This is a genomic window from Williamsia sp. M5A3_1d (genome assembly GCF_053345315.1).
In genome coordinates this window covers 650,779-672,872 of sequence record NZ_JBKEZX010000004.1, presented here as the reverse complement: position 1 = coordinate 672,872, position 22,094 = coordinate 650,779, and the positions used below count along the sequence as shown (strand labels likewise).

General features: G+C 69.4%; 22 protein-coding genes. 11 read left to right on the top strand and 11 right to left on the bottom strand.

The features are described 5' to 3' along the window. Positions 1-39 precede the first annotated feature (39 nt). From ACLBW1_RS20055 to ACLBW1_RS20025, 7 genes are all read right to left on the bottom strand, one after another. Positions 40-918 (bottom strand): 3-methyladenine DNA glycosylase, encoded by an 879-nt coding sequence (locus ACLBW1_RS20055; RefSeq protein ID WP_447813540.1) that lies wholly within the window; start codon positions 916-918, stop codon positions 40-42. Next, positions 915-1,991, bottom strand: coding sequence for a hemolysin family protein (locus ACLBW1_RS20050; protein ID WP_447813539.1), 1,077 nt, complete (start codon positions 1,989-1,991; stop codon positions 915-917). Before ACLBW1_RS20050 ends, ACLBW1_RS20055 begins: the two co-directional genes overlap by 4 nt. Beyond that, on the bottom strand, positions 1,988-3,370 hold the full coding sequence (locus ACLBW1_RS20045; protein WP_447813538.1) for a hemolysin family protein: 1,383 nt from the start codon (positions 3,368-3,370) through the stop codon (positions 1,988-1,990). The genes ACLBW1_RS20050 and ACLBW1_RS20045 overlap by 4 nt, the downstream gene beginning before the upstream one ends. Positions 3,371-3,484: 114 nt before the next feature. Further along, the gene (guaB1, locus tag ACLBW1_RS20040; protein WP_447813537.1) at positions 3,485-4,924 is read right to left on the bottom strand and encodes a GMP reductase; all 1,440 of its coding nucleotides are present in this window, start codon (positions 4,922-4,924) and stop codon (positions 3,485-3,487) included. Positions 4,925-4,928: 4 nt separating this feature from the next. Then, positions 4,929-6,395, bottom strand: coding sequence for an NADP-dependent phosphogluconate dehydrogenase (gndA, locus tag ACLBW1_RS20035; RefSeq protein ID WP_447813536.1), 1,467 nt, complete (start codon positions 6,393-6,395; stop codon positions 4,929-4,931). Positions 6,396-6,440: 45 nt separating this feature from the next. Continuing rightward, positions 6,441-7,388, bottom strand: a complete 948-nt coding sequence (locus ACLBW1_RS20030; RefSeq protein ID WP_447813535.1) for a M56 family metallopeptidase — start codon at positions 7,386-7,388, stop codon at positions 6,441-6,443. 91 nt (positions 7,389-7,479) lie between these two features. Then, positions 7,480-7,869, bottom strand: coding sequence for a BlaI/MecI/CopY family transcriptional regulator (locus ACLBW1_RS20025; protein WP_447813534.1), 390 nt, complete (start codon positions 7,867-7,869; stop codon positions 7,480-7,482). A gap of 288 nt (positions 7,870-8,157) precedes the next feature. Here ACLBW1_RS20025 and ACLBW1_RS20020 point away from each other — a divergent pair, with 288 nt between their 5' ends. The 8 genes from ACLBW1_RS20020 (at position 8,158) to ACLBW1_RS19985 (ending at position 14,358) form a co-directional block, all read left to right on the top strand. After that, positions 8,158-8,577 (top strand): PaaI family thioesterase, encoded by a 420-nt coding sequence (locus ACLBW1_RS20020; protein WP_447813533.1) that lies wholly within the window; start codon positions 8,158-8,160, stop codon positions 8,575-8,577. Positions 8,578-8,587: 10 nt separating this feature from the next. After that, positions 8,588-9,871: a DUF6986 family protein gene (locus ACLBW1_RS20015; RefSeq protein ID WP_447813532.1), complete on the top strand. Its 1,284-nt coding sequence runs from the start codon at positions 8,588-8,590 to the stop codon at positions 9,869-9,871. Positions 9,872-9,980: 109 nt separating this feature from the next. Beyond that, positions 9,981-10,283: an urease subunit gamma gene (locus ACLBW1_RS20010; protein ID WP_447813531.1), complete on the top strand. Its 303-nt coding sequence runs from the start codon at positions 9,981-9,983 to the stop codon at positions 10,281-10,283. After that, positions 10,280-10,618 (top strand): urease subunit beta, encoded by a 339-nt coding sequence (locus ACLBW1_RS20005; protein WP_447813530.1) that lies wholly within the window; start codon positions 10,280-10,282, stop codon positions 10,616-10,618. Before ACLBW1_RS20010 ends, ACLBW1_RS20005 begins: the two co-directional genes overlap by 4 nt. A 1-nt stretch (position 10,619) precedes the next feature. Next, positions 10,620-12,341 carry an urease subunit alpha gene (locus tag ACLBW1_RS20000; RefSeq protein ID WP_447813529.1) on the top strand — a complete coding sequence of 574 codons (1,722 nt, stop codon included), beginning with the start codon at positions 10,620-10,622 and terminating at the stop codon, positions 12,339-12,341. Then, positions 12,341-12,985 carry an urease accessory protein UreF gene (locus ACLBW1_RS19995; protein WP_447813528.1) on the top strand — a complete coding sequence of 215 codons (645 nt, stop codon included), beginning with the start codon at positions 12,341-12,343 and terminating at the stop codon, positions 12,983-12,985. The genes ACLBW1_RS20000 and ACLBW1_RS19995 overlap by 1 nt, the downstream gene beginning before the upstream one ends. A gap of 21 nt (positions 12,986-13,006) precedes the next feature. Next, entirely contained in the window at positions 13,007-13,693 is a 687-nt protein-coding gene (gene ureG, locus ACLBW1_RS19990; protein ID WP_447813527.1) for an urease accessory protein UreG, read from the top strand. Next, positions 13,693-14,358, top strand: a complete 666-nt coding sequence (locus ACLBW1_RS19985; protein ID WP_447813526.1) for an urease accessory protein UreD — start codon at positions 13,693-13,695, stop codon at positions 14,356-14,358. Before ureG ends, ACLBW1_RS19985 begins: the two co-directional genes overlap by 1 nt. Here ACLBW1_RS19985 and ACLBW1_RS19980 read toward each other — a convergent pair. After that, the gene (locus tag ACLBW1_RS19980; protein WP_447813525.1) at positions 14,355-15,893 is read right to left on the bottom strand and encodes an NAD(P)/FAD-dependent oxidoreductase; all 1,539 of its coding nucleotides are present in this window, start codon (positions 15,891-15,893) and stop codon (positions 14,355-14,357) included. The two genes, ACLBW1_RS19985 and ACLBW1_RS19980, sit on opposite strands and share 4 nt — an antisense overlap. 208 nt (positions 15,894-16,101) lie before the next feature. Further along, positions 16,102-16,653, bottom strand: coding sequence for a CGNR zinc finger domain-containing protein (locus ACLBW1_RS19975; protein ID WP_447813524.1), 552 nt, complete (start codon positions 16,651-16,653; stop codon positions 16,102-16,104). Positions 16,654-16,768: 115 nt separating this feature from the next. Here ACLBW1_RS19975 and ACLBW1_RS19970 point away from each other — a divergent pair, with 115 nt between their 5' ends. Next, complete coding sequence (locus ACLBW1_RS19970) at positions 16,769-17,851, top strand: EamA family transporter (RefSeq protein ID WP_447813523.1); 1,083 nt, start codon at positions 16,769-16,771, stop codon at positions 17,849-17,851. Here ACLBW1_RS19970 and ACLBW1_RS19965 read toward each other — a convergent pair. After that, on the bottom strand, positions 17,749-18,342 hold the full coding sequence (locus tag ACLBW1_RS19965; RefSeq protein ID WP_447813522.1) for a GNAT family N-acetyltransferase: 594 nt from the start codon (positions 18,340-18,342) through the stop codon (positions 17,749-17,751). The genes ACLBW1_RS19970 and ACLBW1_RS19965 overlap by 103 nt on opposite strands. Positions 18,343-18,460: 118 nt before the next feature. Then, positions 18,461-19,804 (bottom strand): TIGR01777 family oxidoreductase, encoded by a 1,344-nt coding sequence (locus ACLBW1_RS19960; RefSeq protein WP_447813521.1) that lies wholly within the window; start codon positions 19,802-19,804, stop codon positions 18,461-18,463. 216 nt (positions 19,805-20,020) lie between these two features. On the opposite strand from ACLBW1_RS19960, the gene ACLBW1_RS19955 reads away from it, so the two are divergent. Both ACLBW1_RS19955 and ACLBW1_RS19950 read left to right on the top strand, forming a co-directional pair. Next, positions 20,021-21,313: an NAD(P)/FAD-dependent oxidoreductase gene (locus ACLBW1_RS19955; RefSeq protein WP_447813520.1), complete on the top strand. Its 1,293-nt coding sequence runs from the start codon at positions 20,021-20,023 to the stop codon at positions 21,311-21,313. 19 nt (positions 21,314-21,332) lie between these two features. After that, complete coding sequence (locus tag ACLBW1_RS19950) at positions 21,333-22,094, top strand: DUF1365 domain-containing protein (protein WP_447813519.1); 762 nt, start codon at positions 21,333-21,335, stop codon at positions 22,092-22,094.

The window sequence follows — 22,094 nt, the reverse complement described above, 5'->3', positions numbered from 1 at the left end:
CGGCGACCAGGTTACTCGGCGGTAGGCGGACGCCCTCGCTCAGGTTGCGCTGATCAGCGCGGCGCAACGGTCGATGAGACGCCGCCGTAGTGCCGCCGCCCGCTGCGCTGCCGCCGCCTGCAGGCGGACGTATTCGGCGCGGCCGCGGGCCGATTCGATCTCGATGGGCGCGAACCCGAGTGCGGCGAGGTCGTAGGGGCTCGCACGCATGTCGAGCTCCCGGAGGTCGAAGGCGAGCTCGAGGGCATCGAGCACGGTCTCGGAGTCGATGAGGGGCACCAGCTTGTGCGCCCACTTGTAGAGGTCCATCCCGGCGTGCACACACCCCGGCTGTTCGGTGTCGACCTGGGTGGTCCGTGTCAGCAGGTCGGTGTTGCGCGGGACGGCGTCGTCGGTGAAGAAGCGGAACGCGTCGAAGTGGGTGCAGCGCAGCTCCGCCGACTCCACCACCGCGTCGGTGCCCTCGTCGCCGAGTCGTAGCGGGGCGAGGTGACGCCGTGTGGCGGGTGAGCGGTAGACCATCGCCCACTCGTGCAGGCCGAAGCAGTTCAGCCGCGGAGCGCGTGACTCGGTGGCGCTCAACAATCCGTGGACGAACTCCACAGTGGGCAACCGCTCGGTCCGTCGACCCGGGTCGACGGTGACGTGACCGTCGTCGGTGGTGCGGTAGTGCGCCCAGTCGCGGTGGGGCGGGTCCCCCTTCAGCGCGACGCCGTATCCGGGATGCCACCGGCGCAGATGTGCGGGCTTGTGGCTGTAGTAGCGAAAAAGAAAGTGCCACACCGGATGGCCCGATCCCGACGGTGTCCGCTGCGGGTGTGCGGCGAGCAGAGCCTCGACCCGTGCGGCGTGCGCCGTCGACCGCGCCGACCAGTCGTCCACGGCGAGCGCGGCGGGGGTCGGGCGGGTGACGGTCACACCCGGTGGGTCTCGTCGCGCACCGTGCCGACGAACTCCTCCACGAGATCCTCGAGCGCGACGACCCCTGTGGTGCGGCCGTTGCCATCGACGACCGCACCGAGGTGGGCACTGGTACGGCGCAGGTGGGCGGTGGCCTCGTCGAGTGAGGTGTCGCCGGAGATCACCGGCAGCGGGCGGATCTTGTCGACGCCGATCACCGATTCCTGGCCCACCCGGTCGTCGAGGATCTCGTCGAGCACGTCCTTGAGGTGCAGGTAGCCGGTGTAGACACCGTCGACGCCTCGCACCGGGAACCGTGAGAACCCGGTGTCGGAGACCGCCTTCTCGATCGAACCGAGGGTGGGTCCGGACCGGCCGGTCCCCGCCTCGACGGTCACCTGCACGCTGCGGAGTTCGTCGAGACCGATCGCCACCTCCGACACCGTGCGGCCGGTGGTGCGCAGGGCCCGGGTCAGACGGTCGTGCTCCTCGGCGTCGATGAGCCCCTCCTCCCGGGACTCGCCGATCATCTCGGCGAGCTCGCCGGCCGACACCGTCGCGTCGAGTTCGTCCTTGGGTTCGACACGCATCGCGCGCAGTGACAGGTTCGCGGCGAGGTTGTAGAACGCGATGAGCGGTCGCGCGATCTTGATGAACGCGAGGTGCGCGGGCACGAGCAGCATCGCCGAGCGCTCCGGACCGGCGAGCGCGATGTTCTTCGGCACCATCTCGCCGAGCAGGATGTGCAGGATCACCACGAGGATCAGCGCGATGGTGAACCCGATCGGGTGCAGGAACGCGTCGGGCACCCCGGCGAGCTCCATCGGCTTCTCGATGAGGTGCGCGACGGCGGGTTCGCCCACACGACCGAGCAGGATCGAGCAGATGGTGATGCCCAACTGGGCGGCGGCGAGCATCAGCGACAGCCCCTGACCCGCACGGATCACCGTCGTCGCGCGGCGCTTGCCCTGATCGGCCAGCGCCTCGAGTCGGTCGCGGCGTGCGGAGATCAGCGAGAACTCGGCACCGACGAAGAACGCGTTGCCCGCGAGCAACGCGATGGCGAACAGCACACCGAGGATGTCGTTCACGACTGGACCTGCCCGGCGTCGGGGGTGGGGGTGAGGGACACGACGTCGATGCGTCGCCCGTCCATGCGGACGACGCGTGCGCGCCACCGCGGCGCGACCGGCATCGGGTCACCGCCGGTGTCCTCGTCGTCGGCGCTGTCGCGCTCGGGTAGGTCGACCTCGTCGCCCTCCGCGGCGAGACGACCCAGGGTCTGCATCACCAGACCGCCCAGGGTGTCGTAGTCGCCCTCCGGCGCGCGGTAACCGGTCGCCTCGGCGAGTTCGTCGATCCGCAGCAGCCCCGCGCACGTGTAGCCGGTGCCGTCCGGGGCGACATCGGCCTGTTCGTCGTCGTGTTCGTCGGTGACGTCGCCGACGATCTCCTCGATGAGATCCTCGGTGGTCACGATCCCGGCGGTACCGCCGTATTCGTCGACGACGATGGCGACCTGGAGGCCGTCGGCGCGGATACGGCCCATGAGGGCGTCGCCGTCGAGACTGGCCGGCACCACCGGTACCGCGCGCGCCAGCACCCCGAGGGTGGTGGTCTCGCGATCGGCGAGCGGGACCGTGAACGCCTGCTTGATGTGGACGAAGCCGCGGATGTTGTCGAGATCGCCCTCGACGACGATCGGGAACCGGGAGAACCCCGTCTCCGACGCCGCGACGATGAGGTCGCGAACATTGGCGTCCTGATCGAGGGCGTCGACGGTGACCCGGGGGGTCATCAGTTCCTCCGCGGTGCGCTCGCCGAACTGCAACGATCGGCTGACCAGCAGCGCGGTGCCCTTGTCGAGTGCGCCCTCGCGGGCGGAGTTGCGGACCAGCGACCCGAGTTCCTGCGGCGACCGTGCCGATCGCAGTTCCTCTGCGGGTTCGATGCCCAACCGGCGCACCAGCATGTTCGCGCTGCCGTTGAGCCCGTTGATGGCCCACCGGAAGGTCGTCGAGAACGCGGTCATCGGGCCTGCGGTGCCGCGCGCGGTGGGCAACGGTCGCGCGATGGCGTAGTTCTTCGGGATCAGCTCTCCGAGGATCATCGACAGTGACGTCGCGATGACCAGCGCCAGCACGATCGAGACGATGGAGCTCACCTCGTCGGACGCGCCGACGGCGTCGAGCGCGGGGGAGAACAGTTGCGCGAGAACCGGTTCGGCGATATAGCCGGTCACCAGGGTCGTGATGGTGATGCCGAGCTGTGCACCGGACAGCTGGAACGACAGGGTGCGGTGAGCGCGGGCGACCTGTCGGGCGCGTCGGTCGTCACGCCGACGGAGGTCGGATTCGACCGCCGAACGTTCGAGGGCGGTCAGGGAGAACTCGGCCGCGACGAACAGTGCGGTGCCCAGGGTGAGGGCGATGAAACCGAGGAGGCTCCCGATGAGGATCAGTGCCTGCACGAGCAGTTGTCCTCCATGAGCGCCGGTGGGTGGGGTCGACCGGGCGCAGATCGATGCGATGTCTGCTCGTCATCGTATCCGGTGACCGCGCTCACAGGGCAGACGAGCGGGGGCTCACCATCCGCTCGGCAGTGGCCGTCCCTCGGCGAAGCCCGCCGCCGACTGCACGCCGAGCACCACCTTCTCGTGTAGTTCGTCGAGCGTCCGCGCACCCACGTAGGTGGCGGTGCTGCGCACGCCCGAGCAGATGTGATCGATGAGATCCTCCACGCCGGGGCGTTGCGGATCGACGAGGATCCGCGAGCTCGAGATCCCCTCCTCGAACAGTCCCTTGCGGGCGCGGTCGAAGGCACTGTCGGTGGCGGTGCGTGCAGCGACCGCACGTTTGGACGCCATGCCGAAGCTCTCCTTGAACGGGCGGCCGGACGGATCGTGCTGGAGGTCGCCGGGGGACTCGAAGGTACCCGCGAACCACGAACCGATCATCACGTTCGACGCTCCCGCAGCGATCGCGAGCGCGACGTCACGCGGGTGTCGGACGCCGCCGTCGGCCCACACGTGCGCGCCGCGTGCGCGCGCCACCGCGGCACACTCGGCGACGGCGGAGAACTGCGGTCGGCCGACGCCGGTCATCATCCGGGTGGTGCACATGGCGCCCGGTCCGACGCCGACCTTCACGATCGTGGCCCCCGCGTCGAGCAGATCGGTGGTGCCCTGACCCGACACCACGTTGCCCGCGGCCAACGGCACCCCGAGAGCGGCCTCGGAGATGGCCCTGACCGCGGCGATCATCTTCTCCTGGTGACCATGCGCGGTGTCGACGACGAGGACATCCGCGCCGGCGACGACGAGCGCCTTCGCCTTGCCCACGACGTCGCCGTTGATCCCGACCGCCGCGGCCACCCGCAGGCGACCGTGGGTGTCGGTGTTCGGCCGGTAGATGCCGGTGCGCAGGGCCCCGGTACGGGTGAGGACCCCGGTGAGCTCGCCGTCGGCCCCGGTGAGGATCGCGAGACCGAGGTGGTGATCGGTGAGCGCGTCGAACACCGCGCGCGGATCGGAGTCGACGGGCATCGACACCACCGTCGTGTCGAGCACCTCACGCAGGCGCGCGAAGCGGTCGACACCGGCGCACGCGGACTCGGTGACGACGCCCAGCGGCCGCCGGTTCTCGTCGAGCACGATGACCGCGCCGTGTGAACGCTTCGGCAGCAACGCCATCGCGTCCGACACCGAGTCGTCCGGACCCAGGGTGACCGGGGTGTCGGCCACGAGGTGGCGACTCTTGACGGCCGCGATCGATTCGGCGGCGGCCTCGGCGGGCAGATCCTGTGGCAGCACGACCACCCCGCCGCGGCGGGCGACCGTCTCGGCCATCCGCTTGCCCGCGACTGCGGTCATGTTCGCCACGACGATGGGGATCGTCGTGCCGGTGCCGTCGCGGCTGGTCAAATCCACGTCGAAACGCGAGGCGACATCACTGCGGCCGGGCACGACGAAGACGTCGTCGTAGGTGAGATCGGTGGTCGGGGTCTGTCCGTCGAGAAACCTCAAGAGATCAGGCCTCGACCTCGGACCGGTCCTCGCTCCACAGAGTGTGGAACGTGCCCTCCTTGTCGACGCGCTGGTAGGTGTGGGCGCCGAAGAAGTCGCGCAGACCCTGGGTGAGCGCGGCCGGGAGGCGGTCGGCGCGCAGGGCGTCGTAGTACGAGAGCGACGATGCGAACGCCGGGACCGGGATGCCCATCTGGGTGGCGGTCACCACCACGCGACGCCAGCTGTCGACGGCCTTCTCGACGGCGTCGCGGAAGTAGGGAGCGAGCAGCAGGCTCGGCAGGTCCGCGTTCTCGTCGTAGGCCTCGACGATGCGGTTGAGGAACTGCGCCCGGATGATGCACCCGCCACGCCAGATGGTGGCCATCGCGCCGGGGTGCAGATCCCAGTCGTATTCCTTGCTGCCCGCGGCGATCTGGTCGAATCCCTGCGCGTACGCGACGACCTTCGACGCGTAGAGCGCCGAACGGATGTCGTCGATGAACTGGTCGGTGTCGCTGGGGGCTTCACCGAGCGTGCCGGACTCCAGGCCGTTGGCGGCCTTGCGCTGGTCGAGCGCGCTCGACAGGGCGCGGGAGAACACGGCCTCGCCGATGCCCGTCGTCGGGACGCCGAGATCGAGCGCGGACTTCACCGTCCAGCGACCGGTGCCTTTCTGGCCGGCGGCATCGACGATGACGTCGACGAGCGGCTTGCCGGTGTCGGCGTCGGTCTGTGACAGGACCTCGGCGGTGATCTCGATGAGGTAGCTCTCGAGGTCGCTGGAGTTCCACTCGCGGAACACGTCGGCGATCTTGTCGACAGGCAGGTCGAGGGCCTTGCGGAGCAGGTCGTAGGCCTCGCCGATGAGCTGCATGTCGGCGTACTCGATGCCGTTGTGCACCATCTTCACGAAGTGGCCCGACCCGTCGGGGCCGATGTGGGTGCAACACGGTGTTCCGTCGACGTGGGCGGAGATCGACTCCAGCAGCGGTCCGAGCGACTCGTAGGCCTCCTTCGGGCCGCCGGGCATGATCGACGGACCCTCGAGCGCGCCGACCTCACCCCCGGAGATGCCCGCGCCGACGAAGTTCAGGCCGCGGTCACTCATCTCCTTCTCGCGCCGGATGGTGTCTGTGTACAGGGAGTTGCCGCCGTCGATGATGACGTCGCCCTCCTCCATGGCGTCGGCGAGCTCGCCGATCACCGCGTCGGTGGCGTCGCCCGCCTTCACCATGATCAGCACGCGGCGCGGCTTTTCCAACGCGGCGATGAACTCCTCGATGGTCTCGGTCCGGACGAAATCGCCCTCGGAACCGTGCTTCTCGATGAGGGCGTCGGTCTTGGCGATGCTCCGATTGTGCAGCGCGACCGTGTGCCCGTGACGAGCGAAGTTGCGGGCGATGTTGGAGCCCATGACGGCCAGACCGGTGACACCGATCTGTGCGCGTGCAGTGCCCGAGGAGGTGTCAGCCGATGTGCTCTGTGTCATGTGACCCAGCCTATTCCGTCGCGCCGGGCAGACGCGTCGCGAGGGTCAGGCCGTGAGCAGTCGACTGAGCTCGGTGAGCCACGGGATGGCCACCGCGAGGGTGGGCAGCACCAGGATCCCGACCGCGCACACATAGGCGGCCAGCGCGGCGGCGCGAGCGGGTTCGTCGTGGGTGAGGCGTCGCACGCGGGTCAGGGTGGTGGGACCACCGACGGCCAGCGCTCCGCGCGGGGCGACGGAGTCGGCGCACGCCACCAGGGCCCGGCCCAGCGGGGTGGGACCGGTGGCGCGCACGGCGTGGTCGTCGGCGAGGACCTCGACCAGCAGTTGGACGGCACCGAGTGCGGATCTGCTGCGGATGAAGCGGGGGAACGCGGCGTGGACGGCGATGAAGGCCTCGAGGATCAGGTCGTGCCGGGCGCGCAGGTGCGCGCGCTCGTGGGTGATGACGGCCTCAAGTTCGTCGGGCTTGAGGCGCGCGATCACACCTTCGCTGAGCACGACGCGCTGTCGCAGTCCGGGCAGGCAGTAGGCGATGGGTTGTTCGACCTCGAGCATGCGGACGTCGCGCGCCAGCAGTCGCCGATCGCAGCGGCTGCGGTCGACACAGTCGAGCAGGTCGATCAGCTGTCGATGCGCCGAACGGCGCGCTCGGGTGCGCACCCCCACCCGCACGATGGTGTACATCAGGCGCGCGCCGATGACGAGGGTGAGGACGAAGACGCCCACGTAGACGAGCCACAGGGTGATGCCGAGCGAGTCGATCTCGTCGAGTGGGTTGGTGGTCGGGCGCCCGTCGGGTCCGACCACCAGCAGGTTGGATGCGATGGCGAGTCCACAGCTGAAGGCCGAGAGCACGGCGGCCAGGGCCACGGCCTGCCACAGGGTCATCGCCGCCCGGGGGGCGCGCAGAGTCCACCGTGCCCGGGAGAGGATCTCGGCGACCGGCCCCGTGAGGATCAGGGCGAAGAGCCCGAATACCAAGGCGGTCATCAGTGAGTCCTACGGGTGGCGGTGCGCGGCGGGTGACACCGCGATTCTACCCGGGAGAGCAGGTCTTCCAGGCACACATGCGCCGGACCGATCAGCGGGTTCCGGAGTCGGGACGGGCGGCCTCGAGCTCGTCGAGTGCGCGTCGCAGCGCGTCGGCCTCGTCGGCGCCGACGCGTCCCACGAAGGAGACCAGGGCGGCGTGCCGCGACGTCGATTCGTCGGCCTCACTGAGCGCGTCGACCATCAGGCTCGCGACGAGATGCTCACGCGGGTGGGTGGGGGAGTACTGGTGGGCGCGGTCGTCGCGGATCTGCGTGACCAGGTTCTTCTTCGCCAACCTCTGCAGTACGGTCATGACGGTGGTGTAGGCCAGCTCACGGTCACGCGACAACGCCGCATGAACCTGTCGCACCGTCTGCGGGCGGTCGCTGGACCAGAGATTGTCCATGACCGCGCGTTCCAGATCACCCAAACCGCTCATCCTCCAGAGTTTACCGATGTACGGGGTGCGGGGCGTCACCGCAGGCCCCGCGATCGCGATACTGGCCACGGCGACCAGTTTGTGCATCCACCTTGACGGATTGAATAAGGGTAGCCTATCTTAAATCCAACGTCGGACCGCGCGAGCGTCCTGAGGGCTGCAGAGACCCCCGGTCCACGCCACGGCAGGCCTCACACCCCCGGGTGTGGGGCCTGTCGGTTTTCTCCCCCGATCTCGTCTCGCGGTCGTGGCATAGGGTCACGTCATCCGACCCCCGAAGGAGTTCCCGTGGCAGACGAACTGTCGATGACCGACATGGTGAGCAGCGGACTCGATGCCACCCTCGGCTTCGATTACTCGACGATCAGCGGCGATGGTTCCGTCGCGAGCTTCGAGGCGGGCGCCGTCCACCACCAGCCGTACGGGATCGTCCACGGGGGCACCTACTGCGCGCTCGTCGAGTCGCTGGCGTCGGTGTCGGCGGCGACGTGGTTGCAGGACAAAGGTTTGCCCGCGAGCGTCGTGGGGGTCAACAACTCGACCGACTTCCTCAAGGCAGTGCGCACCGGCACGGTGACCGGTCGAGCGGTGCCGATCCACCGCGGACGTTCGCAGCAGCTGTGGCAGGTCGACATCACCGATGCCGACGACCGGTTGGTCGCCCAGGGGCGCGTCCGCCTGCAGAATCTCGACAACCGACCGTCCTGAGCACCCCGAGATGACCGGCCTGGCCGATCGTGTCGGCGAGCGGATGGACACGATCCTCGACACCGTCGACGCACGACTCGACGCCATGTACCCCGACGTCCGGGCCGGTGAACAACCCGTGCACACCGTGTACGTCGGCGCCGACGTCGTGGGCCACGACACCGTCGCGCAGTGGGCGACCGAGGCACTGTCGGTCGCCGACGCGAACCGACCTGTGCTCGTGGGACTCTCCTCGGACGCCGCGGTCGATGCCGTGATCGCGCGCCTGCGCCGCGCAGCCGTCGACGACCTGCGCATCGACCTCGAGGACGGGTACGGGAACCGACCCGACGACGTCGAGGACGCCCACGCCCGCGCAGCGGGCGAGGTCCTCGCCCACTGGTCGCGCACCGGCACCGGGCCCCGGTTGTCCTCAGGGGTGCGCTGCAAGGGACTCGGACCGGCCGAACGCCGCCGCGGGCTGCGCAGCATGGAGGCCGTCCTCGACGGCGCCGGCGGTGTGCCCGACGGTTTCGTGTTCACCGTGCCGAAGCTGCGCGCGGTCGAACAGGTCGACGCCGTCGTCGCGCTGTGCGAGGAGATCGAACATGCCCACGGACTCGACGCGAACACCGTCCGGTTCGAGCTGCAGATCGAGAGCCCGCAGGCGGTGATCGGCTTCGACGGCACCGCCACGGTGGCCGCCGCCATCCACCGCTCGGGTCCTCGACTGAGCGGATTGCACTACGGCACCTACGATTACAGCGCCGCGATGGGCATCGTGTCGGCGCATCAATCGCTCGAACACCCTGTTGCCGACCACGCCAAGGCGGTCATGCTCGCCGCCGCGGCGCAGACCGGGGTCTGGGTCAGCGATGGATCGACACAGGTCGTGCCGACCGGCGACCCCGAACGGGTCGCCTCGGCCCTACGACGCCACCACCGGCTGGTGCGGCGTTCGCTCGAACGGGGCATCTACCAGGGCTGGGACATGCACCCGGGACATCTGGTGACCCGGTGGCTGGCCGTACAGACGTTCTTCGCCGAGGCGATGCCCGCAGCCGTCGAGCGTCTCGGGAACCACCTCGAGCGCCTTGTCGGGGACAGCGACACGGATGCCGTCTCCGACGGTGACACCGGTGCCGTCTCCGACAGCGGGGTGCTCGACGAGCCGGCCACCGCGCGGGCGATGGCCACCGTGGTGGCGCGCGGATGGGCGTGCGGCGCCTTCACCCACGACGACGTCGCGGCACGCGCCCCCGTGGTCACCCCGGTCCGAGTGGCCGCCCTGGCCGCGGGCCGCCGACCGGTCTGAGGGCTCGGTCGTCGCCGCGCCAGCCCGCGGGTCGCGTGGCACTATGAGGGCTCCCCGGCCGGTGGGATCGGATCTGCCGGGAGGGAACCGACGTCGGTGAGGAGGGCACGTGCGCCTGTCGCTGCACGAGCAGGAACGGCTGATGATCTCCTACGCAGCCGAATTGGCGCGTCGTCGTCAGGGACGGGGACTGCTCCTGAACCATCCCGAGTCGATCGCGGTCATCACCGACCACGTCCTCGAGGGAGCGCGGGACGGCCGCTCGGTCGCCGAACTCATGGCAACGGGCCGCGAGGTCCTCACCCGCGAACAGGTGATGGTCGGCGTACCCGAGATGCTCCACGACGTGCAGGTGGAGGCCACGTTCCCGGACGGGACGAAGCTCGTCACCGTCCACGACCCGATCTCATGACCGCGCAGGCGGCCGCGGGCGGCGGCATCGTCCCCGGCGAGATCCTCTGCGACGAGGGCGAGATCGAGATCAACGCGGGCGCGCCGATCACGCAGGTCGTCGTCGTCAACACCGGCGACCGACCGGTACAGGTCGGCAGCCACTTCCACTTCGCACAGTGCAATCCGGCGTTGTCGTTCCCGCGGGAGCAGGCGCACGGCAGGCGTCTCGACATTCCGGCGGGGACGGCGGTCCGTTTCGAACCGGGTATCGAGATGACCGTCGACCTCATCCCGCTCGGCGGGGCCCGGGTGGTCCCCGGCCTCTCCCTCGACCCGCCGGGAAGGTTGGACTGACATGGCCTCACTGCCCAGATCCCGATACGCAGAACTGTTCGGTCCCACCGTCGGCGACCGGATCCGTCTGGCCGACACCGATCTGTTGATCGAGGTGACCGAGGACCGTTGTGGCGGGCCGGGTCTCGCCGGCGAGGAGGCGGTGTTCGGAGGCGGCAAGGTCATCCGGGAGTCGATGGGACAGTCGAGGGCGACCCGAGCCGAGGGCAGCCCCGACACCGTCATCACCGGGGTGGTCGTTCTCGATCACTGGGGGATCATCAAGGCGGACCTGGGGATCCGGGATGGACGCATCGTCGCGCTCGGCAAGGCGGGCAACCCCGACACCATGGACGGGATCCACCCGCAGCTCGTCATCGGCCCGTCCACCGAGATCATCGCGGGCAACGGCAAGATCGTCACGGCCGGTGGGATCGACTGCCACGTCCACTTCATCGCCCCGCAGATCATGGAGGAGGCGCTGGGCAACGGGGTCACGACCCTGGTCGGTGGCGGCACCGGGCCCGCCGAGGGCAGCAAGGCCACCACGGTCACCCCGGGCGCCTGGCATCTCGCGTCGATGATGGCCGCGACCGACCACTGGCCACTGAACATCGCGCTGCTGGGCAAGGGCAACACCGTCGGCGTCGAGTCAATGCGCGAGCAGATCCTGGCCGGTGCATCCGGGTTCAAGGTGCACGAGGACTGGGGGAGCACCCCCGCGGCGATCGATGCGAGCCTCCGGGTGGCCGACGAGTTCGGCGTCCAGGTGGCCCTGCATTCCGACACCCTCAACGAGGCCGGTTTCGTCGAGCAGACGATCGGCGCGATCGGCGGGCGCGGCATCCACGCCTACCACACCGAGGGCGCGGGCGGCGGTCACGCACCCGACATCATCACCGTCGCAAGCCTTCCCAACGTCCTGCCCAGTTCCACCAACCCGACCCGCCCGCACACCGTCAACACCCTCGACGAGCACCTCGACATGCTGATGGTCTGCCACCACCTGAATCCGAGCGTGCCCGAGGACCTCGCCTTCGCCGAGAGCCGGATCCGGCCTTCGACCATCGCCGCCGAGGACTTGCTGCACGACATCGGCGCGATCTCGATGATCGGCTCCGACGCCCAGGCCATGGGGCGTGTGGGAGAGGTCGTGCTGCGCACCTGGCAGACCGCGCACGTGATGAAGTCGCGGCGGGGTTCGCTGGCCGGTGACTCCCGTGCCGACAACAACCGTGCCCGCCGCTACGTCGCGAAGTACACGATCTGTCCCGCGGTCGCCCATGGCCTCGACCACGAGATCGGCTCGATCGAGGTCGGCAAGCTCGCCGATCTCGTGCTGTGGGAGCCGGCGTTCTTCGGCATCAGGCCACACGTGGTGGTCAAGGGGGGCGCGATCGCCTGGGCGGCGATGGGTGACGCGAACGCATCGATCCCGACCCCGCAGCCGGTGTTGCCGCGTCCGATGTTCGGTGCCTCCGCGCCGGTCGCGGCCGACACCTCGCTCACCTTCGTGACCCAGCAGGCCCTTGACGACGGTCTTGCCGATCGCCTCGGGGTTCGACGGCGGTTGGCGCCGGTCGGCAACGTGCGCGCGGTGGGCAAGGCCGACATGCCGCTCAACGACGCCACCCCCGACATCGTCGTCGATCCCGACACCTTCACCGTCCGCATCGACGGCGAGGTGTGGGAGGAGCAGCCGGCGACCTCGCTGCCGATGGCCCAGCGCTACTTCCTGTTCTGATGACCGCCCCGATGCCGTTGGCGATGATGCTGACCCTCGCTGATTCCCGCCTGCCCGTCGGCGGACACGTCCACTCCGCGGGCGTCGAGCAGGCGGTGGCCGACCGCCTCGTGACCGACGTCGCGAGCCTGCGCAGCCACCTCGAACATCGTGTCCGCACCGGGGGACTCGTCGCCGCATCGATCGCCGCGGCGGTGGCCGATGAGCGGATCGACGAGATCGACGCCCAACACGAGACCGACGCCCGGACACCGTCGGCCGCGGCGCGGACCGCCTCGGTGACGCAGGGACGTGGCATGCTGCGCCTGGCGCGTCGCCGGTGGCCCGGCCACGATTTCACCGCGCATGTCGGTCGCACGCATCTACCGGTGATCTCGGGGACGGTCGGGCGGTTGTGCGGTCTCGATGCACGGCAGACCGCGTTGGTGTCGCTGTACACCGCGATGACCGGGTCGGCGACCGCCGGACAACGTCTGCTGGCGCTCGACCCCGCCGACGTCGCGATGATCACCATGGATCTGGCCGGGGTGTGCGAGGACACCGCCGACCTCGCCGCACACCATCTCGCCGACCTGTCCGATCCCGTCTTCGACGTTCTCGCCGAACGTCACGAACGACGCGACATGCCCCTGTTCGCTTCCTGATCCACCCGAGAGGACCACGCCATGCCCCCGCATCTGATCGACGGCGAACCCCACACCCATCACGACCGCCCGCGCCGCGTGCGCGTCCCCGGTGAGGCCCTGCGGATCGGGATCGGTGGGCCTGTCGGATCGGGCAAGACCGCGCTCGTGGCGGCGCTGTGTCGGCAACTGCGTTCCGAACTCTCGGTCGCCGTGCTCACCAACGACATCTACACCACCGAGGACGCGGACTTCCTGCGCCGTCACGCGGTCCTGCCCGACGAACGGATCACCGCGGTGCAGACCGGTGGCTGTCCGCACACAGCGATCCGCGACGACATCACCGCCAACCTCGACGCGATCGACGACCTGGTGGCGGCCAACCCGCCACTGGACCTGATCCTGGTCGAATCGGGCGGGGACAACCTGACCGCGACGTTCTCCACGGGACTGATCGACGTACAGATCTTCGTCATCGACGTCGCCGGCGGCGACAAGGTGCCACGCAAAGGCGGTCCCGGCGTCACGTTCTCGGACCTGTTGGTCGTCAACAAGACCGATCTGGCGCCGCTGGTCGGCGCGGACCTCGACGTGATGGCCGGAGACGCCGCACGTGTCCGTGAGGGCCGCCCCACCGCTCTGATCTCCCTGACCGACGATCCGGCTGCGAGCGACGTCCTCGCGTGGGTCCGCACCCAGCTCGCCGAGGTGGCCGGCGTCGCGACCTGATGCACACCGACGTGCGCATCATCGCCCGCAGGGGACGCACCCCGTTGATCCGCGCCACGGGTGGACTCGCCGTTCGGCAGACCGGCCCCGACCGGGTGCACCTCATCTCGACGGCGGCGACGCCGTTGGGTGGCGATCGCATCGCCATCGGCGTCGAAGTGCAGGCCGGCGCGCGCCTGCACCTGCACACCGTCGCGGCCACCATCGCGTTGCCGTCGCGCGACGACACCGTCTCCGATGCGGAGTGGACTCTCGAGGTCGCCGACGACGCCGAACTGGTGGTGGACCCGTTGCCGACGATCGTCGCCGCCGACGCCGACCACCGCACCCGGACAGTCGTGCGCGCGGCGTCGACGGCGTCGGTGACGATCGGGGAGACCGTGCAGATCGGACGGCACATCGAGGGCGCCGGCCGGTGGTCGGGCCGGTTGCACGTCGACATCGGCGGTGCCGCGGCGCTGCGCCACCGACTCGAACTCGACCGGTCGCGGCCCGCACTGATCAGCCGGTTCGTCTACCCCGACCCGCGGCCGTCAGCGGTGTCGGCGACCGCGGTCGCCGCACGACTGGATCTGCGCTGCGGCGGTTCACTCACCACCGTGGTGTCGGCATCGCTCACCGACGCGACCACGGCGCTGACCGATCTGGCGCTGACCGATCTCTAGCCGGCGTCGGCACGCTCCTTGCGGACCACCTCGGGATCGGCCACGTTCTTCTCCGCCTCGGCCTGCGCGTCGGTCGTGCCCTCGGGCCCCGGACCGTCGCTGTCGGGTGTGGACGTCGCGGCCGGGGGAGTCGGTGACTCGGCGGCGGGGATACCCGACGGCTCGTCGACCTTGTTCTCGGCTTCCAGATGGTGCAGGTGGTCCATCGCGGTGCGCGCATACACCTGCTGCTCGGTGACGGTGAGCTGCGACCGGTTGCGCGTGGTGAACGACACCGCCCAGTCGATGATGGTGCTCAGGCGACTGCGGAACCCGACGATGTAGACCAGGTGCAGGGCGAGCCAGCCCAGCCAGGCGAAGAAGCCCTCGGTCTCGAATCGCTTCGAGGTGAAGGGGATCGGCACGCTCATCACGGCACTGAACCGTGACACCGTCGCCATCGACCCCTTGTCGTGGTACTTGAAGGGCGTGCGGTCTTCGGGCTTCTGCCCGTCCAGACCGGCCTTGATCGCGTCGGCTGCGTACCGCCCGCCCTGGATGGCGCCCTGCGCCATGCCGGGGACGTCGTCGATGGACATCATGTCGCCGACGACGAACACGTTGGGGTGTCCCGGGATCGACAGGTCGGGCTGCACCTTCACGCGACCGGCGCGGTCGAGTTCGACACCGCTCTGCTCGGCGAGCTGCTTGCCGAGGGGACTCGCCGCGACGCCGGCCGACCACACCTTGCACTGCGACTCGATGCGACGGGTGGTGCCGTCCTTGTCCTTGACGGTGAGCCCGTTGTAGTCGAGATCGACGACCATGGCGTTGAGCTGGATCTCGACACCCATGCCCTCGAGGCGTTTGGCCGCCTTGAGACCCAGCTTCTCGCCCATGGGCGGCAGGACGGCGGGCGCGGCGTCGAGGAGGATCACCCGCGCGCTCGTGGGGTCGATGTTGCGGAACGTGTCCTTGAGGGTCTTGTCCGACATCTCCGCGATCTGACCGGCGAGTTCGACACCGGTCGGACCGGCGCCGACCACGACGAAGGTGAGCAGACGGGCCCGTTCCTCCGGGTCCTGCGACAGTTCGGCCTGCTCGAAGGCGCCGAGGATGCGGCCGCGCAGCTCGAGCGCGTCGTCGATGGTCTTCATGCCGGGGGCGAATTCGGCGAACTGGTCGTTGCCGAAGTACGACTGCGCCGCGCCGGCGGCGACGATGAGGCTGTCGAACGGCGTCTCGGTGAGGCGGGTCAGCAGTCGGGAGGTGACGACCTTGCGTTCGAGGTCGATCGACTCGACGTCACCGAGCAGGACCTGCGCGTTGTCCTGGTTGCGCAGGATGACGCGGGTGGCGGGGGCGATCTCACCCTCGGACACGATGCCGGTGGCGACCTGGTAGAGCATCGGCTGGAAGAGGTGGTGGGTGGTGCGGGCGATCAGGGTGACGTCGACATCGGCCTTGCGCAGGCGCTGTGTGCCGAACAGGCCGCCGAATCCCGAGCCGATCACCACGACGCGGTGTGGGTGTCGTCCATCCGTCGTAGCGCTCATGGGCTTCTCCTGTCAGTCGACGTGCGGTGGGGCTGCCGCAAACGATGGTCACGCGTGGGCTCGACCGAGTTGGGGGAGATACGACCGATCGGGTCGGTCTCCGCGACCGTGCTCGACGCCAACGGTAGTCAATCCGTCCGACTCGCACGCGACAAGGTTCACAGGACCGCCTCGACACCGGTGAGTGGTTCCGGGCGACACGGGGCGGTCAGGAGAGCGTGACCTGCGACCGACGGGCGCGGTAGGCGGCCACGCTGGCGCGATTGCCGCAGTTGCGCTCGGCGCAGAAACGCCGGGAACGGTTGCGGGACATGTCGATCAGCACACACTCGCAGTCCTCGGCGGCGCAGATCCGTAGGCGGCCGAACTCGTCGGCGCGGATGAGGTCGACGAACGCCATGGCCGTCTCGGCCCCGATCCGGTCGGCGAGCGGGTCATCGGAGTCGGTGACGTGGATGTGCCAGTCGGTCGTGTCGTGTCTCGTGATGAACGGTCGGGCGCCCGATTCGCGCAGTATGCGGTTGACCTCCTCGGCGGCGGCGTCCCGATCGAGATCCCAGAAACGGGCGAGTCGGTCGCGCAGGGCTCTCACCGCTCGCAGTTCGTCGTCGTCGCCGTCGTGGCGGCCGGTGTAGCCGTGCGTGGCGAGGAAGTCGCGGAGCGCATCGGCCGTGGCCAGCGTGTCGGTGTCGGTGCGACCGGAGTTGACCAGAGCGGTCACCGCGACCAGTGCGGGCTCGGTGTCATGAGTGAAACGCATCTTGACTCCTGACATGTTGAAGGTGTCTCCTTGTCATCAGCGTAAGCCCCCGACGCTCATGACACGCGAGGTCCGTGACCACCGGGGTCGACGGAAGACGAGGAGAGGCGGGCCGATGTCACGCACGGGTACATCGTCGACGGCGGCCGGATCGCTCACGTCCGGGGTGGCGTTGGCCGCGGTCTCGGCGGTGTCGTTCGGGATGTCGGGGCCGTTGGCCTCGGCCCTGATCGACGCCGGATGGTCGTCGACGGCGGCGACGCTGCTGCGCCTGGGGGTCGGGGCGCTGGTGCTGGTGATCCCGACCGCGGTCATCGGACGCCGCCGCCTCGCGACCATCGCCCGTGCACCCTTGTCGGTGCTCGCCTACGGCGTGATGGGTGTGGCGATGGTGCAGTTGTGCTTCTTCAACGCCGTGCGTCATCTCGACGTCGCCGTTGCGCTGCTCATCGAATACAGCGCGCCGGTGCTGGTGTTGGTCTACCGCCGCGTCGTCGGCGGGCACCGCGCCGGACGCGTCACCCTGCTCGGTGCCGCCGTCGCGATCGTGGGGTTGGTGACCGTGGTCGTCGGCGGTGTCGGTGGGTGGTCGGTCGATCCGATCGGTGTCGCCTGGGCCGGCGCCGCTGCTGTCGGACTGGCCGGGTACTTCCTCATCGCCGGTCCGAGCGTGCGCGTCGACGAGGACGGACGCAGACGCGGCGACGTCGACCCGGTCGCACTCACCTGCGGCGGGCTCGTGATCGGGTCGGCGATCGTCGCCGTGGCGGGCGCCGTCGGACTCTTGCCGATGGCGGCGAGCACCACCGACGTCACCCTCGCCGGCGGCGAACTGCCGTGGTGGACCGCCGCGATCGCGGTGGCCGTGATCTCGACCGCCGTCGCCTACGTCACCGGGATCGCGGCCGTCCGACGGCTGGGTCCCACCCTGGCGTCGTTCGTCGCGCTGATCGAGGTGATCACCTCGGCGACGGCGTCGTGGCTGCTGCTGGGACAGTCGATGTCACCGACTCAGATGGCCGGCGCCGTGGTGATGCTGTGCGGGATCGTGACCGTCCGCCGTGGTACCGATCGCGACGAGACCACCCGCGGTGCTCAGGCCGTCAGCCCGGTCGTCGACCCGACGATGTCCCACGCGAAACGTGCGCTCTCCCAGTCAGATCGGCGCAACTCGTATTCGACCTCACCGCGTTCGTAACCGTCAGCCCTGGAGTCGTCGCCGAGATGTAAAGCCGTCAAACGCATCCCGAGCTTCTCCATCACCCGCCGCGATGCGGAGTTCACCGCCATCGTGCTCGCGAAGACCCGACCGGTGTCGGGGGCGTCGAACGCGACGCCCATCAGGGTCTGCGCCCCCTCGGTCGCCAGACCTCGTCCCCATACCGCCCGCCGCAGACGATAGGTCAGTTCCAGTTCGGGTTGGGTGCCGTGCCGTGGCGCCCGCAGCGAGAACCACCCTACGAACTCGCCGGTCGACCGATCGAGCGCCGTCCACATCCCACCGCCACGACGCGACGACATCTCGGCCACCGCACGGGGCAACACCCAGTCCTCGATCACCGCACGAGGGGTGGGGACACCTCCGGACACGTAACGCATCACCGCCGGATCACTGTCGAGTTCCACCAGTGCCGACACGTCGCCCGCGCCGACGGGCCGCAGGATCAGTTGGGGCGTCTCGACGATCAACGCACTCCTCGTTCTCCGCGGCCCGTGTGGTCACCCGATCGGGCGTGACCACCGGCCGCCGGCCGGGCGAGTGCCCATGCCCGGCACCCGAAGTGCGCTCATGATACGGCCTGTGTGCTCACTTTCCGCACTGATGCGCCAACGCGTCGGCGAGTCGCGGCATCCGGAACTCGTGGCCGAGGCGCTCCAGTTCGGTGGGCATCACGCGCTGGTCGGCCAACGCCAACGAATCCGCACCCGTCTCGGTCAGGAGCAGCTTCGGGGCGAACTCCGGTACGCGGAAGAACGTGGGACGGTGCAGGACCGAGCCCATCGTGGAGGTGAACTCCGCGTTCCGCACCGGCTCGGGCGACACCGCGTTGACCGGTCCGCTCACCCGTTCGTCGAGCGCCGCGCGATAGAAGACGTCGCAGACGTCCTCGAGGCCGATCCACGACAACCATTGACGCCCGTTGCCGATCGGCCCGCCGAGTCCGGCCGAGAACAGGGGTCGTAGCAACTTCAGCATGCCGCCCGCCGCGGACTGCACCACTCCGGTCCGGATGTTGCTGACCCGTAGGCCGGCGTCGCGTGCCGGGTCGCACGCGGCCTCCCAGTCGCGCACGATGTCGGCCACCACACCCGCGCCGGGCGCACTGGACTCCTCGAGGCGTTCGTCGCCGCGGCTGTCGCCGTAGATGCCGATCGCCGAACCGGCCACGAACACCGAGGGTCCGATGCCGCGGGCATGGGCCGCGGCCGCCACCGACGCCAGTGCGCGCGTGGGACCGACGCGACTGTCACGGACCGAGGCCACGTGGGAATCGGTGAAACGGCCGGCGATCGACGCCCCGGCCAGGTGGACGACGACGTCGACGCCGTCGAGCAGATCCGCCGCGGGATGCGCGGTGTCCCAGAACCGTTCGTCGGGCCCGGTGGGTTCGCGACGGACCAGCGAGATCACCCGGTGCCCGCCGGTGGTCGCCAATGCGGCCAGCGCGGTGCCGATGGTCCCCGAGACACCGGTCATCGCGAAGGTGATCGGTGTCGGCTGCAGTGCCCGGGCCCATTTCTGGGTGACGATGTCGTCGGCGAGCTGGCGATGCCGGAAATCGAACATCGACGACAGCACGAACCCGGGGACGCGGGTGTCGACCGTGTCGGTGATGCGTGTGCGGTCGTCACCGACGGCGTCGAAACGGTGGGTGTGGGTCCACGGCGTCACGAACTTCAGGGGCACCGAGGTGAGGGTGTCGACGAACTGGTGCGGCGGGTCGTATCCCGACGGCACGTGGGTCGCCCGCCACGGCAGTCCACCTGGGAGTGCGAGCACGGCCTGCCCGTCGGAGATCGACGTCGCCTCCGATCGCAGCGACATCGGGGCGAACGGCGGTGACAGCCGGTGGAAGGCGCCGGGTCGGGTGTGCCAGGCGAAGACCTCGTCGATGGTGTCGTCGACGACCGACGACCGCGTGATGCTCATACCCCGAGAGTAGGCACAGGACGCGGGGATCCTCACCCGCCGACGCCGCAGCCCGACCCGGCGACGTCCGATTGCGCTGTGAGCCGAACCGGCCTCGCCCATCCGGCACGCGGCACACAACGAATGCAGTTGGAGTCGCCGATGTGGCGATAATGATCGCGCGCCCGGCACCGACACCGGCCGCACATGATTCGAGCCCAGGATCCGAGGTGGGAGATGGTGGACGCCGCACGTCCGTCGATGCCGTCCGTGGCGGTCGTCGGATCGGGTGTCGCCGGACTGACCGCCGCCCACGTCCTGGGCCGCAGTCACACGGTGACGCTGTACGAGGCCGACGACAGGTTGGGTGGGCATGCTCACACCCATTCGGTCCCCGACGGCGACCGGACCCACCGCATTGACACCGGGTTCATCGTCCACAACACCGAGACCTACCCGCTGCTGCGACGGATGTTCACCGAACTGGGTGTGGCCACCCAGCCCACCGAGATGAGCATGAGCATCAGCGACCCCGACGGTCGCTTCCAGTACGCCGGCGGCCGCGGGATGGGCGGCATCCTGGCCCAGCCTTGGCGACTGGCCGATCCGCGTTTCCTCGGGATGCTCGTCCAGATCAAACAGTTCCACCGCGCGGCCGCCGCGTTCCTCGAGACCGCCGACGACTCCGACCTCACCACCTACGGCGAGTTCCTCTCGGGTCACCGCTTCGGTGCGTTCTTCCGCAGGCACTACGCGGTGCCGCTCGTCTCGTGCGTGTGGTCCTCGGGCGCGCAGACCTCGTTGGACTACCCCGCCCGCTATCTGTTCGCGTTCCTGCGCAACCACGGCATGCTCTCGGTCACCGGATCGCCACAGTGGTACACGGTGACCGGCGGCTCCCACGAATACGTCGACCGCATCGCCGCGGGCATCGACGACATCCGCCTGAGCACCCCGGTCGCGGAGATCGCGCGCACCGACACCGGCGTCACCGTCGTCGACACCCGCGGCGGACGTGACCGCTTCGACAAGATCGTGGTGGCGACTCACCCCGACCAGGCCCTGTCGATGCTGTCCGATCCGTCCGAGGCGGAGAAGACGCTGCTGTCGGCCTTCCATTACTCACCCAACGAGGCGGTCCTGCACACGGATTCGTCGTTGCTGCCCCGGTCGCCGCGTGCGCGCGCATCGTGGAACTACCGGACACCCGACCCCTCCGACGCGGACGAGGGCGCCGACGAACTCCCGGTGGTGACCTACTGGATGAACCGACTGCAGGACATCGACAGCGACACCGACTTCCTGGTGACGCTCAACGCGCGCCACCTCATCGACCCCGACTCGATCATCGACGTCATGGACTACGCGCATCCGGTGTACACCCGCGCCGCGGTGGCCGCGCAGTCGATGCTGCCGTCCCTGACCACCGCGACCACCGCCTTCGCCGGGGCCTATCACGGGTGGGGATTCCACGAGGACGGCTGCCGATCCGGCGTCGCCGCCGCCGAAGGACTCGGCGCCTCATGGTGACCGGGATCGCGGTGCGCCCGTGACCACCGCCCTCGACCTGCCCTCGTTGCCCGCGATCGTCGCCGGCGACGTCGCCCACCGACGTCGCGGGGCGACCGCACACCGGTTCCGTCATCGGGTGTACCAGTGGTTGATCGACCTCGACGCGCCGCCGCGTCTGCCCCGTCCATTGAGGCCCTTCGCCCGGTTCTCCGCGCGCGATCACCTCGGTGCGCTCGACACCGACGACACCCGCGCGATCAAACGCAACGTCGAGACGTACCTGCGCGCCAACGGGATCGAGCCCGCGCCCGGCTCGCGGATCCTCATGCTCGCCAACGCGCGCGTACTGGGATACGTGTTCGACCCGCTGTCGGTGTACTGGTGTCTCGACGCCGACGGAACGGTGACCTGCGTCGTCGCGGAGGTGCACAACACCTACGGCGAACGGACGGCGTATCTGCTCCACCCCGACAGCGACGGACACGCCGAGGCCGACAAGCACTTCTACGTCTCCCCGTTCAACGACGTGTCGGGCCGTTACCGGATGACCTTCCGCCTCGACGCCGACCGCATCGGGGTCACGATCATCCTCGACCGGCCCGGGATGGAACCGTTCACCGCGACGTTCACCGGCGTCCCACAGCCGGCGACGCCGCGACGGGTCGCCCGTTCGATACTGACCATGCCCCTGATGCCCCAACGGGTCTCACTGCTCATCGCCGTCCACGGGATCTGGCTGTGGGCACGACGCCTCCGCGTCGTGCCCCGCCCCCCGCACACACCACCCCAGGAGGTCTGA

Bases quoted from the DNA above. Each gene is read 5' to 3' on its own strand.
- gndA (WP_447813536.1), bottom strand. From the start codon at position 6,395: ATGACACAGAGCACATCGGCTGACACCTCCTCGGGCACTGCACGCGCA.
- ACLBW1_RS20030 (WP_447813535.1), bottom strand. From the start codon at position 7,388: ATGACCGCCTTGGTATTCGGGCTCTTCGCCCTGATCCTCACGGGGCCG.
- ACLBW1_RS20025 (WP_447813534.1), bottom strand. From the start codon at position 7,869: ATGAGCGGTTTGGGTGATCTGGAACGCGCGGTCATGGACAATCTCTGG.
- ACLBW1_RS20015 (WP_447813532.1), top strand. From the start codon at position 8,588: ATGACCGGCCTGGCCGATCGTGTCGGCGAGCGGATGGACACGATCCTC.
- ACLBW1_RS20005 (WP_447813530.1), top strand. From the start codon at position 10,280: ATGACCGCGCAGGCGGCCGCGGGCGGCGGCATCGTCCCCGGCGAGATC.
- ACLBW1_RS20000 (WP_447813529.1), top strand. From the start codon at position 10,620: ATGGCCTCACTGCCCAGATCCCGATACGCAGAACTGTTCGGTCCCACC.
- ACLBW1_RS19995 (WP_447813528.1), top strand. From the start codon at position 12,341: ATGACCGCCCCGATGCCGTTGGCGATGATGCTGACCCTCGCTGATTCC.
- ureG (WP_447813527.1), top strand. From the start codon at position 13,007: ATGCCCCCGCATCTGATCGACGGCGAACCCCACACCCATCACGACCGC.
- ACLBW1_RS19985 (WP_447813526.1), top strand. From the start codon at position 13,693: ATGCACACCGACGTGCGCATCATCGCCCGCAGGGGACGCACCCCGTTG.
- ACLBW1_RS19980 (WP_447813525.1), bottom strand. From the start codon at position 15,893: ATGAGCGCTACGACGGATGGACGACACCCACACCGCGTCGTGGTGATC.
- ACLBW1_RS19975 (WP_447813524.1), bottom strand. From the start codon at position 16,653: ATGCGTTTCACTCATGACACCGAGCCCGCACTGGTCGCGGTGACCGCT.
- ACLBW1_RS19970 (WP_447813523.1), top strand. From the start codon at position 16,769: ATGTCACGCACGGGTACATCGTCGACGGCGGCCGGATCGCTCACGTCC.
- ACLBW1_RS19960 (WP_447813521.1), bottom strand. From the start codon at position 19,804: ATGAGCATCACGCGGTCGTCGGTCGTCGACGACACCATCGACGAGGTC.
- ACLBW1_RS19955 (WP_447813520.1), top strand. From the start codon at position 20,021: ATGGTGGACGCCGCACGTCCGTCGATGCCGTCCGTGGCGGTCGTCGGA.